The organism is Acinetobacter sp. ANC 5045, assembly GCF_004331005.1.
Classification (GTDB): domain Bacteria; phylum Pseudomonadota; class Gammaproteobacteria; order Pseudomonadales; family Moraxellaceae; genus Acinetobacter; species Acinetobacter towneri.
The window spans coordinates 79,809-91,560 of the sequence record NZ_SJNS01000008.1 but is presented as its reverse complement, the minus strand read 5'-3'; the positions used below and the strand labels follow the sequence as shown (position 1 = coordinate 91,560).

The following is an 11,752-nucleotide window of genomic DNA, read 5'->3' as shown; positions in this document are numbered from 1 at the left end:
TAGTGATGACAGATTTTACACTTCGTATTCACGGTTAATTCACTGATTGATATAACAAAGTTTGCATAGAAAATTTGAATAGAGTAGTGACATGATGATTATTTTATTGTGGGGATTTATTTTTTTGCTGGCACTTGCTGTCATTTTTCTGATTTGGTTGCAATTTAAAAATCAGGCAGACAGCAGCAGTGATGTGCAGCATCAACAGCAAGTCGAGCAAAAAGTATTACATTTAGAAGAGCATCTAAAAAAGACGTTGGAGATTATGCAAGATTTGGCCAAAAAGATGCAGGTTCAGCAAGATGCACTCGATAAAACCGTGCAAAAAACCGCACAGCTTGAAATGCAAAATGCTGAGTTGGTCAGTTTATTGGCAAAGGCGGTGAAATCAAATCAGGACTTTTAAATGATGGCTTTGAAAGATGTGGTGTATTCATATTTTTTTACCGCATATTTCAGAAAAAGTCAGGTGCATGAGCAAAAGTATCATGCTAAACTAGGAGAAATCGGGTGTGCTCCCGATTTTTTTATGCGGATTCGTTCCGCGCAAACAAGAATTTAGGTTTACAACATGCCCATTTCAGAGACATGGTTATTACCTGATGGTGTAGCTGATGTATTACCAGAACAAGCGCAAGTGATTGAAAGCTTGCGTCGTAAGTCACTGGATTTCCTCGCATCTCGAGGTTATCAGTTGGTGTACACGCCATTCATAGAATACATTGAATCTCTATCTTCTCTTTCAGAATCGAATCAAGATTTAGACCTTGCCACATTTAAAGTGATCGACCAACTTTCAGGTCGTTTGCTGGGTGTTCGTGCCGATATGACACCACAAGTGGCGCGTATTGATGCGCATGTACATCCTGTAGATGGCATTGCACGTTACTGCTATGCAGGTACGGTTTTACATACCAAACCACAAGGTTTTAATACCACACGTGCACCATTGCAATTGGGTGCAGAGTTATTTGGTTCAGACAGCATTGATGCCGATGTAGAAATGGTTGATCTGATGCTCAGCTTGCTAAAAGAAGCAGGTTTGGCAGAAGGTGTGCATTTAGACTTGGGTCATGTCGGCTTGTTCCGTAGCTTGGTTAAACAAGCAGAATTAAGCAAAGCCACTGAACGTCAATTGTCAGATTTATATCAGCGTAAAGCATTGCCTGAATTGGCAGAATTTACCCAAGATTTAAATTTCGGTTCAGATTTTTATGCTTTAGGTCGCTATGCCAGTGATTTAACTGCTTTGCAGGCTCATTTAAGTGCTGATGTGTTGGAAAATACCGAATTTAAGCAAGCGTTTGAAGCCGTGAAAGCAACACAAGCTGAAATTCAGGCACGTTGGCCAAACTTGCATATTGGTATTGATGTGGTTGAGCTGCGTTCTTATCACTATCACACAGGTTTAATGTATGCAGTGTATGCGCCAAATCGTGCTGCACCATTGGCACAAGGCGGTCGTTATGATGGCATTGGTCAGCATTTCGGACGTGCGCGCCCTGCAACAGGTTTCTCTTGTGACTTGTTTGTATTAAGTGCAGGTCGTTTTGAATCATCGTCTGTTGTTGTTGCGCCTAAAGGCTCACAACCTGATTTAATTGCTGCTATTCAAAACACACGTGCGCAAGGCTTTAGTGTAATTCAATTGTTGGGTAATGATGATTTAAACTCGGTTCCATACGCAACGCACCAATTGGTTCTTGCAAATGGTGAGTGGACAGTCGAAAAAATTTAATCGCCAAGGCATGTTTCATGTTACAGGTCTTGGTTTTCAATTTTAACAGCATGATGTAATGAGGCTATTATGGGCAAGAATGTTGTGGTACTTGGTACCCAATGGGGCGACGAAGGTAAAGGTAAGATCGTCGACCTGCTCACAGATCAGGCGGCGGCAGTCGTTCGTTATCAAGGCGGACACAACGCAGGCCATACTCTCGTGGTTGGTGGTAAGAAAACTGTATTACACCTCATTCCATCAGGTATTTTACGTGAAAACGTACTGTGCTTAATTGGTAATGGTGTAGTACTTTCTCCTGAAGCACTCATTAAAGAAATGGGTATTTTGGAACAAGAAGGCGTGCCAGTGAAAGAGCGTTTACGTATTTCACCAAACTGTCCGCTTATTTTGCCGAACCACATTGCACTTGACCAAGCACGTGAGAAAAAACGTGGTAATGCCAAAATTGGTACAACAGGTCGTGGTATTGGCCCAGCTTATGAAGACAAGGTTGCACGTCGTGCGATTCGTGTTGCTGACTTGGTTCGTGGCGGTGAAGCACTACGCGCTCAATTGACTGAATTATTGGACTATCACAACTTCCAATTGACACAATACTACGGTGTTGAAGCAGTTCAGTTAGATGAAGTTTTAGCGCTATGTGACCAATGGCGTGAAGTGATTGCACCATTAGTGGTTGATGTAACGACTGAAATTCATAATTACCGTAAAAACGGTGACAACATTATGTTTGAAGGTGCGCAAGGTTCATTACTTGATGTTGACCACGGTACTTATCCGTATGTGACTTCATCGAATACAACTGCGGGCGGTGTAAGCTCTGGTTCAGGCTTAGGTCCATTACATTTAGACTACGTTTTAGGGATTACCAAAGCTTATACCACACGTGTAGGTGCAGGCCCATTCCCAACTGAGTTGGTGTATGACGCAGCAAATGACGTAGGTGATGCGATTGGTAAACACTTAGGTACTGTGGGTCACGAGTTCGGTGCTTCTACAGGTCGTCAACGTCGTTGTGGTTGGTTTGATGCCGAAATTTTACGTCGTTCAGTCGATGTAAACTCACTGTCTGGTATCTGCTTGACCAAGTTAGACGTATTGGACGGTTTAGAAGAAATCAAAATCTGCGTAGGTTATGAAAATACCGATTCAGGTTGTGTAGGTTCTTCTGATGCGCTTGCATACGAAAACTTAAAGCCAATTTATGAAACAATGCCAGGTTGGTCTGAATCAACTGTGGGCGCGACCAGTGTAGAACAATTGCCTGAAAATGCAGTGAACTACATCAAACGTCTTGAGCAGTTAATTGAATGTCCAATCGACATTATTTCTACAGGTCCAGACCGCGCAGAAACTATCGTATTACGTCATCCATTTGATGCTTAAGTCGTTGTGCTTTAGCATAGCATTTAAGCTCTGATGATGTATTCAGCCCTGTCTAAATGATGGGGCTTTTTATTGCTGTTGTTTCAGTTTCAATAGCGACTCATTTTTGGAAACATTATAGATGATGCTGAGTGAGTTGTTTTTTCAAGACTAAAGTTGCAGATGACTGGCGCTGTGCAGAGCAGGGTGGCTTGTTACAATGGCTTTAGAAAATTAAATTTAATTAAGGTTATGCAGGATGCATAAAAATATTACCAGTACGATTTTTTATTCTTTATTGTTTGCGATGGGCGGTGCACCGACCATTGCCATGATGCTGATTTTATCGCAAAAGCATGATCCGAATATTATGTATCAGGCATTTATTGGTTTAAGCGTTATTTTTGCCTGTATTTTGGTGCCACTGATTCTGATTCAAAATGCTTACCTACTCTACAAACGCAAAAATCCAGAAATGGAAGAAAAAGTAGAAGTAGTGTCTAAAATTTACTTGGGTTTAAATGTTTTCTGTTTAGTATTTTGGTTGTGTTATCAATTTCTTTACTAGGGTAGTGATTGATCGCTCAGACATACAATCTGTACACAGCTTAGGCGTTGTTTACATAAATGATATGTTTATGAAGTGATTATAGATTTAAAGCCTTGAATTGATTTCATATAATTGATTGGTATGAAGATAGCTCGCAAGGCGGAGATTATTATAATGAACAAAAAACTGATGTTAAGTTTATGTGCCGCAGGCGCAATCACAGTTTCAGGGTGTACGACTGTTGCAGACATGGCGGGTGCAGATACTGCGACCTTAAATGCAACTGCTACCAAAAGCTATAATGAAATGGTGCAAGACGCACGCAATAAAAATCAGTTAGACACAAGCTCCACCACGTATAAACGTATCAATACTGTGTTTCAGCGTTTGATTCCACATGCCAATCAAATGAACCAAACAGGTCAGCCTTTCCAGTGGCAATTGGCGGTACTTAAGTCTGATCAAGTCAATGCTTTTGTCGCACCTGGTGGTAAAGTGGTGTTCTACACTGGTATTGTGAATAAACTGAATTTAACTGATGCTGAAATTGCCGCAATTATGGGGCATGAAATGGTGCATGCTTTAGAAGAACACGCGAAAAGTAAAATTGGTGCACAGGCTTTAACCAATATTGCCTTGAACGTAGGTTTAAGTGCGGCAGGCAATAACGTTGGTCAATTGGGTGCAGCAGCAGCGCAATTGGGTACCCAAATTGGGATTGGCTTGCCATATTCACGTAATTTGGAAAGTCGTGCCGATCAGGGTGGTTTAATGCTGATGGCGCGTGCAGGTTATAACCCACAAGCTGCAATTACCCTTTGGGAAAAAATGAACAAGCTTGAAGGTGGCGGCGGTGCGTCCTTCTTATCGACTCACCCATCGAACAGTCAGCGTATTGAAGCAATGCGTAAAAACTTGCCAGCAGCACAAGCGCTATATAACCAAAGTCGTCGTTAAGATGACCTCAGCCAGTTCAACTGGTTAAGATAAAACACAAAAAAGATGCGCATGGTTTTATGCGCATCTTTTTTTATGAAGACTTTTTGACTTTAAACAGCATAAAAATGATGAATTATTGCTGAGTTCATATTTTTAATTTCATTTTAAAGCAGTGCTTAAAATAAAATTAGGGCGCTGGATTGGGTTGTTGACGATGAATGGCTTCAATGCCTTGTAAAATTTCATCTGATAAGGTGATGTCAAAGGCATCAATATTTTCTTTGAGTTGCGCCATATTCGTCGCGCCAATAATGGTACTTGTCACAAAAAATTGCTGCTTGATAAATGCCAGCGCCAGTTGCGTCAAACTCAAGCCGTGTTGTTCTGCAAGTTGGGCGTATTGCTCGGTTGCCCATTCGCTTTGTGGATTACTGTAACGGCTAAAACGTGAATATAGCGTGACACGTGCATTGGCAGGGCGTGCGCCATGACGGAATTTACCAGTTAAATAACCAAAAGCCAAAGGTGAGTAGGCGAGTAGTCCAACACCTTCATAATGGGCGATTTCAGACATGCCAATTTCATAAGTACGATTCAGCAGGTTATATGGATTTTGTACGCTGACAAATTTACTTAATCCTAATTGTTCTGCCAAGTGTAAAAACTTCATGGTGCCCCAAGGGGTTTCATTCGACAGACCTATATAGCGAATCCGTCCTTTTTGAATTTCTTGTTGCAACGCGGTTAAGGTTTCAGCAAGGTCGGTTACTTCTTGCGTATTTTGTGCTTCTTGGTTGCCATAACCAAGTTTGCCAAAAAAGTTGGTTGGGCGTTGTGGCCAGTGCAGTTGGTATAAGTCGATATAGTCGGTTTGTAGGCGTTTTAAATTGCCATCCAGTGCAGAATGAATATCCTCTGCGTTAAAGCGGGTTTTGCCGTCTCGAATATGACTGCCGCCTTGCGAAGGGCCTGCAATTTTAGAGGCTAAAAATAATTTGTCACGTCCGCCACGTTGCTGTAACCAATTGCCAATGATGGTTTCGGTTGCACCTTGAGTTTCTACTTTTGGTGGTACGGGATACATTTCTGCGGTATCCCAAAAATATAAGCCTCGTTCTAGCGCATAATCGAGTTGTTGAAAGGCTTCTTGCTGGGTATTTTGTTCACCAAATGTCATGGTGCCTAAACAGATTTCTGGAACTAGAATGCCTGTTTTTGCCAATGGTTTAAATTGCATATTGTCTCTCGCTCAAGATTATATGTATATATTGATGTTACAAGAGCTGAAACCATTTTGCGCCACTTGTGGCTGCGAAAATTGCTACTTCATTGTAGTGACAGCAATAATGGTATTTTGATAATTGAAAATGGTAAAAAGTTAACAGCTGGTAATAAAAAAGCAAATCCGAAGATTTGCTTTTTTAATGAGCATATAGATGGTTTACTCGTCATCAAAGTTGCCATCAGTGGATTCATTTTGCTCCAAAGAAGCATCAAAAATCAGAATGGCTTTACCATCAGTTTCAATCATGCCTTGTTCTTCAAGTGTTTTTAGAACACGCCCGACCATTTCACGTGAACAGCCGACAATACGACCAATTTCTTGGCGTGTAATACGAATTTGACGACCGTTTGGCAAAATCATGGCTTCTGGTTGCGCAGAAAGATCAATCAAGCAACGTGCAATACGACCAGACACATCTATAAAGGCAAGGTCAGTTACCTTACGTGTAGTATTTTTTAAACGACGTACCAGCTGTGCAAAAACGGCATAGCTTAAGTCAGGATATTGTTTGCTGAGTTCGTGGAAGTTTTCATAAGTAATTTCTGCAATTTCACAGACATCACGAGTACGAACTTCTGCAGTACGTTGTGGATTCGATTCAAACAGACCCATTTCCCCAAAAAAGTCGCCTGGATTCAAATATGCCACAACAATTTCGCGATCATCATCTTCGCGAAGAATAATTGATACTGAACCTTTTAAAATCAAATATAACGATTTAGATTCAGTCCCCGCATCAACAATAGTTGTCCGTTTTGGATAACGGTTGATGTATGCACGTTTTAATAATGCTTTGACTGAGTCAGGCAGTTGTCCAGGGGACAATGCATCAGTGCTCAGCTGTGAAAAGTTTGAAGTCATGCTAACGGTTCCGAAAATGGATAAATAATAGATCGCACAAGACCTAGTCTGAACTTGTCACACAGTAGAGATGAAATTCCTTATCAACTCAAGTTATGTTAGTGTACAAATACCCGTGTCAATTTATAGTTTTTTTTAGGTAGTTGCAATGCAAACAAGTGTTCAGTGGTTAGAGAACGTTGCTTTTGAAGCCAAATCAGAAAGTGGTCATTCTGTAGTGATGGATGGATCCGCAGAATATGGTGGTGAAAACCGTGGTCCACGTCCTATGGAGTTAATCTTAATGGGACTTGGTGGTTGTGCTTCATTCGATATTGTGACTATTTTAAAAAAATCACGCCAAGAAGTGACGCATGTTGAATGTCAGTTAACAGCAGAACGTGCCGATAGCATCCCTGCAGTGTTCACCAAAATTCATTTGCATTTTGTGGTCAAAGGCAAGGCTGTTAAGGAAAAGCAGGTCGCGAAGGCGGTTGAACTTTCAGCAGAAAAATACTGTTCTGCCAGTAAAATGCTATCTGATGGTGGTGTTGGAATTAGCCATGATTTTGAAATTATTGAACAAGATTAAGCGTTGACTGATAGGTCATACAATGGTTGGTATATTTGCCAATCATTGTAACTAAATATTTCTATTTGCATGAATAATAATCAGAAGCCTTTAATTTGTTGATATACAAGTGTATGTCAATAATTCAACTCACTATAAAAAAATTACCAGATTAAACTTGAAATTTACTTTAATCAGTCCAATATTATAATTGAAATCTAACCGTTAATTTTAATTAAGATTTTGAAAAATATATAAAAATTTAATTGAAATTTACGCCTGCGTTCCCATATATCCATCAAGTACACAATTTGTTGTGAGGAATAACAAGAATGCGTTTTGAAAAGTTTACCAACCGCCTACAGCAAGCTTTATCCGATGCCCAATCTCTCGCGATAGGGAAAGATCATACTGCCATTGAAGGCATTCACTTATTGGCGACTTTGCTCGAAGAAGCCTCCAATGTCAGTTTATTACAACAAGCAGGCGCAAACCTACGTGATTTGCAAAGCAAATTACAGCAAGCGATTGCTGATGCACCGACTTTGACCAATCCAACAGGCGATATCAACTTAAGTCCAGATGCGGTTAAAGCCTTGAATTTGGCTGACAGTTTTGCCCAAAAAGCAGGTGATGAGTTCTTGTCAACCGATTGGTTGATGCTGGGTTTGACCGAAGTGGGCGCGACCAAAACACTACTGAACAGTGTAGGCGTGACCTCAGATAGTTTGCGTAGCGTGATTGACAAAATTAGAGGGGATGAAAAAGTCATGAGCAATAATCACGAAGATCAACGTGACTCACTCAATAAATATACCATCGATTTAACCGAACGTGCGTTGGCGGGCAAGCTAGACCCTGTAATTGGTCGTGATGATGAAATTCGCCGTACCGTTCAGGTGTTGTCACGCCGTACCAAAAACAACCCAGTACTCATTGGTGAACCTGGTGTGGGTAAAACTGCGATTGTTGAAGGTTTGGCTCAGCGTATTGTGAATGGTGAAGTGCCAGAAAGCTTAAAAGGTAAACGTGTTTTATCTTTAGATTTGGGCTCATTGTTGGCAGGTGCGAAATATCGCGGTGAGTTTGAAGAACGCCTAAAAGCGGTCTTAAAAGACTTGGCGAAACAAGAAGGTGAAGTCATCTTATTTATTGATGAATTACACACACTTGTGGGTGCAGGTAAAGGCGATGGTGCCATGGATGCAGGCAATATGTTGAAACCTGCATTGGCGCGTGGCGAATTGCGCTGCGTCGGTGCCACTACTTTAGATGAGTATCGTCAATATATTGAAAAAGATGCGGCTTTAGAGCGTCGTTTCCAAAAAGTATTGGTCGATGAGCCAAGTGTAGAAGACACCATTGCAATTTTACGAGGTCTGAAAGAGCGCTACGAAGTGCACCACGGGGTTAAAATTTTAGATTCGGCGATTATTGCCGCCGCTAAAATGTCGCACCGTTATATCACTGACCGTCAACTTCCCGACAAGGCAATTGATTTGGTGGATGAGGCAGCGTCACGGATTAAAATGGAGCTAGATTCTAAGCCTGAAGCCTTAGATAAATTAGAGCGCCGTTTAATTCAATTAAAACTGCAACTTGAAGCCGTGAAGAAAGATGAAGATGCAGGCAGCCGTGCTGAAGTTGCACATCTGGAAAAACAAATTATTGAAGTTCAAAATGAATACAATGATTTGGAAGAAGTTTGGAAAGCGGAAAAAACCTTGGTTGAAGGCACTAAGCAAATTCAGACTCAGCTTGATCAGGCACGTATGGCATTGCAAAAAGCGCAGCGTGAAAATGACTTGGCGGAAATGTCACGTTTACAATACGGTGTGATTCCTGAGTTGGAAAAACAACTGGCACAAGATGAGTTGGTTGAAGAGAAAGAAGAACCAAAATTATTGCGTAACAAAGTTACGGACAATGAAATTGCTGAAGTCGTGAGTGCTGCAACGGGCATTCCTGTATCGAAAATGCTGCAGGGTGAACGTGAAAAATTGCTACACATGGAAGATTTCTTGCATAACCGTGTGGTGGGGCAAGATGAAGCTGTGGTGGCGGTGTCGAATGCGGTACGTCGTTCACGCGCAGGTTTGTCTGATCCTAACCGTCCAAGTGGTTCGTTCCTGTTCCTTGGCCCAACAGGGGTAGGTAAAACAGAATTGACCAAAGCGTTAGCGAACTTCTTGTTTGACAGCGATGACGCCATGATTCGGATTGATATGTCTGAATTTATGGAAAAACACTCGGTCAGCCGTTTGGTCGGTGCGCCTCCAGGCTATGTCGGTTATGAAGAAGGTGGTGTATTAACCGAAGCAGTACGTCGTAAACCGTACAGTGTGGTGCTGTTTGATGAGGTGGAAAAAGCCCATCCAGACGTATTTAACATCTTGTTGCAGGTGTTGGATGATGGACGCCTAACCGACTCGCAAGGTCGCGTGGTGGACTTTAAGAACACTGTAATTGTGATGACTTCTAACTTGGGTTCACACGAAGTACGTGAATTGGGTGACAATCCAACACGTGAAGAAGTGCGTACCGTGGTCATGGCCGCAGTTTCACAACATTTCCGCCCTGAGTTTATTAACCGTATTGATGAGTTGGTGGTGTTCCATTCACTGGAAAAAGCACAAATTCGTGGCATTGCCGATATTCAATTGGATCGTTTACGTGCGCGTTTAAGCGAACGCGACTTGAGCTTGTCGATAGACGATACTGCATTTGATCAATTGATTGAAGCAGGTTTTGACCCAGTCTACGGTGCGCGTCCATTGAAACGTGCAATTCAGCAACAAGTGGAAAACACATTGGCGCAAAAAATCCTCGCAGGTGACTTTGTTGCAGGTGATACGATTTTAATTAAAGCTGAAAATGGTCATTTGCTGTTTGAAAAAATGAAACTCAGCTAATTGGCTATGTGTAAGCAACTTTTAAGAAACCCAGCTTCGGCTGGGTTTTTTATGACTGACAATTTAGGTCACATAAGTAAAATTTTTGGTAAAAAATGACAGCTATTTTTAATATTTTGTGATGAATATTGTATTTAAGTGATTTATTTGCAAAACAATTATCTTTTTTAAAGAAGATTAATTATAATTTATTGTTCAATAAGAATAGATAAATTCTGAGCAGAATCTATGTCAAAAATAGTATGGGGTGGAATGGGGGTTGCAGTGTTGGCAGGAGCTGTCACTGCAGGAAATTTATATGCAGATAAGAGCCTGCGTGAGTATTATCAACAAAATTTAAATCCTGTACCCAATGTGAGCGTCCAATATACGGACTACGACATGGGGACTTTAACAGGTACTGCCAAATGGAAAATGACCATTATTGCAGACCCATGTAATGCTAAAGAAAAACTGGTGTTTCACGGACAAGATCAAATTCAGCGGACATGGAAAGGTTACCAAATTGATTCTAAAATGAATCTGGAACAAGGGCAGGGACAATTTTCCGAGTTCTTTCAGCAGCCTCTAAATGTGACAACGCAAGTGAATTGGTTGGGTGTATCGACCACGAAATTGAGCATACCTGCTATAGAGAAAAAAGAAGCAGGACTTGAAGCTAAATTTTCTCCTATGCAGATTGAGTTTCAGGCGAAACAAAGTCAGGGGCAGCAGAAAATTGTAAATATGAGTTTTGATGTGCCTCAATTGACGGTGCTGGATCAATTTGGACATCTTCAAGTAAAAGGCATGCAGTTTAAAACCAATCAGGCTTTGAATGTGCAGTCTTTAGAGCCAGGCTATTTCCAATTCAGTATTGCAGAAATGCAGCGTCAAGACCCAAAAGCAGTGGGTTCAGGCAAAATGAAAGACTTCAGTTGGCGTATGGATACTCAACTGCATGAGCGCACGGTAGATATTCAATCGAAATTTAAAATTGCCGAGTTAGGTTTAAATAATGTGCCTGCCATGCAAGACCTGCAAGTGAATTGGGATGTTAAAAACTTGCAGCGCAGTAAAATGCAGACGTTTCTTGATATTGTGCAAAAACAAAACAACTCATGCCTAGAAGCGGAAAACTTTGAGAAAGAAGTTCAACAAGCCTTGTTGGCTGTGATTAATGAGGGCTTTCAGTTCGAATCCAAGAAGAATCAGTTGAAATTAGGCACAGGCAGTATTCGGGCAGATTTGGTTGGTAAAGTGATGCCAGGGCATCAAACCACTGTAGAAGGCTTAGCGAAAATGTTCCCAAGTTTATTGGAAATGCAAACCGATGTGAGTTTTAACAAGCAAGTGGTCAAAACCATTATGAATAATTATATGAATGCTGCAGGTAAAAGCATGTCTGATCAAGAGTTGGAACAGATACTCAGTGCGATGCAAAGCAATCAGCAAATTCAACGTGATGGTGATGAATTTAAACTGTCGATGCATTATCAATATGGTGAAAAGAAGTTTTTAACTGGTCAATAATCTAGATACTGATCTACGATAAAACAAAGCCTGTTCA

Annotated in this window: 10 protein-coding genes; 8 read left to right on the top strand and 2 right to left on the bottom strand. The window is 41.1% G+C overall.

Annotated features, from left to right (window positions below):
* Positions 1–91: 91 nt before the first annotated feature.
* The 5 genes from E0H79_RS08270 (at position 92) to E0H79_RS08250 (ending at position 4,613) form a co-directional block, all read left to right on the top strand.
* On the top strand, positions 92–406 hold the full coding sequence (locus E0H79_RS08270) for a hypothetical protein (RefSeq protein WP_004971580.1): 315 nt from the start codon (positions 92–94) through the stop codon (positions 404–406).
* A 165-nt stretch (positions 407–571) separates the two neighbouring features.
* The gene (locus E0H79_RS08265; protein WP_096901061.1) at positions 572–1,738 is read left to right on the top strand and encodes an ATP phosphoribosyltransferase regulatory subunit; all 1,167 of its coding nucleotides are present in this window, start codon (positions 572–574) and stop codon (positions 1,736–1,738) included.
* Between the two features lie 69 nt (positions 1,739–1,807).
* Complete coding sequence (locus tag E0H79_RS08260) at positions 1,808–3,127, top strand: adenylosuccinate synthase (RefSeq protein WP_004971574.1); 1,320 nt, start codon at positions 1,808–1,810, stop codon at positions 3,125–3,127.
* Between the two features lie 238 nt (positions 3,128–3,365).
* Entirely contained in the window at positions 3,366–3,674 is a 309-nt protein-coding gene (locus E0H79_RS08255) for a hypothetical protein (protein ID WP_004971573.1), read from the top strand.
* Between the two features lie 156 nt (positions 3,675–3,830).
* Positions 3,831–4,613, top strand: coding sequence for a M48 family metallopeptidase (locus tag E0H79_RS08250; protein WP_004971571.1), 783 nt, complete (start codon positions 3,831–3,833; stop codon positions 4,611–4,613).
* Positions 4,614–4,782: 169 nt separating this feature from the next.
* Here E0H79_RS08250 and E0H79_RS08245 read toward each other — a convergent pair whose 3' ends face one another.
* Together E0H79_RS08245 and crp are read right to left on the bottom strand one after the other, a co-directional pair.
* Entirely contained in the window at positions 4,783–5,832 is a 1,050-nt protein-coding gene (locus E0H79_RS08245; RefSeq protein ID WP_131261355.1) for an NADP(H)-dependent aldo-keto reductase, read from the bottom strand.
* Between the two features lie 204 nt (positions 5,833–6,036).
* Positions 6,037–6,741 carry a cAMP-activated global transcriptional regulator CRP gene (gene crp / locus E0H79_RS08240; protein ID WP_004971566.1) on the bottom strand — a complete coding sequence of 235 codons (705 nt, stop codon included), beginning with the start codon at positions 6,739–6,741 and terminating at the stop codon, positions 6,037–6,039.
* Positions 6,742–6,889: 148 nt separating this feature from the next.
* Here crp and E0H79_RS08235 point away from each other — a divergent pair, with 148 nt between their 5' ends.
* From E0H79_RS08235 to E0H79_RS08225, 3 genes are all read left to right on the top strand, one after another.
* Entirely contained in the window at positions 6,890–7,312 is a 423-nt protein-coding gene (locus E0H79_RS08235; RefSeq protein ID WP_131261354.1) for an OsmC family protein, read from the top strand.
* 311 nt (positions 7,313–7,623) lie between these two features.
* Positions 7,624–10,203: an ATP-dependent chaperone ClpB gene (clpB, locus tag E0H79_RS08230; RefSeq protein WP_131261353.1), complete on the top strand. Its 2,580-nt coding sequence runs from the start codon at positions 7,624–7,626 to the stop codon at positions 10,201–10,203.
* 228 nt (positions 10,204–10,431) lie between these two features.
* Positions 10,432–11,715, top strand: a complete 1,284-nt coding sequence (locus E0H79_RS08225) for a DUF945 family protein (protein WP_131261352.1) — start codon at positions 10,432–10,434, stop codon at positions 11,713–11,715.
* The last annotated feature ends 37 nt before the right edge of the window (positions 11,716–11,752 follow it).

What these genes read in the sequence shown, in the direction of transcription:
- E0H79_RS08270 (WP_004971580.1), top strand. Translation starts at nt 92, where the DNA reads ATGATGATTATTTTATTGTGGGGATTTATTTTTTTGCTGGCACTTGCT.
- E0H79_RS08265 (WP_096901061.1), top strand. Translation starts at nt 572, where the DNA reads ATGCCCATTTCAGAGACATGGTTATTACCTGATGGTGTAGCTGATGTA.
- E0H79_RS08260 (WP_004971574.1), top strand. Translation starts at nt 1,808, where the DNA reads ATGGGCAAGAATGTTGTGGTACTTGGTACCCAATGGGGCGACGAAGGT.
- E0H79_RS08255 (WP_004971573.1), top strand. Translation starts at nt 3,366, where the DNA reads ATGCATAAAAATATTACCAGTACGATTTTTTATTCTTTATTGTTTGCG.
- E0H79_RS08250 (WP_004971571.1), top strand. Translation starts at nt 3,831, where the DNA reads ATGAACAAAAAACTGATGTTAAGTTTATGTGCCGCAGGCGCAATCACA.
- E0H79_RS08245 (WP_131261355.1), bottom strand. Translation starts at nt 5,832, where the DNA reads ATGCAATTTAAACCATTGGCAAAAACAGGCATTCTAGTTCCAGAAATC.
- crp (WP_004971566.1), bottom strand. Translation starts at nt 6,741, where the DNA reads ATGACTTCAAACTTTTCACAGCTGAGCACTGATGCATTGTCCCCTGGA.
- E0H79_RS08235 (WP_131261354.1), top strand. Translation starts at nt 6,890, where the DNA reads ATGCAAACAAGTGTTCAGTGGTTAGAGAACGTTGCTTTTGAAGCCAAA.
- clpB (WP_131261353.1), top strand. Translation starts at nt 7,624, where the DNA reads ATGCGTTTTGAAAAGTTTACCAACCGCCTACAGCAAGCTTTATCCGAT.
- E0H79_RS08225 (WP_131261352.1), top strand. Translation starts at nt 10,432, where the DNA reads ATGTCAAAAATAGTATGGGGTGGAATGGGGGTTGCAGTGTTGGCAGGA.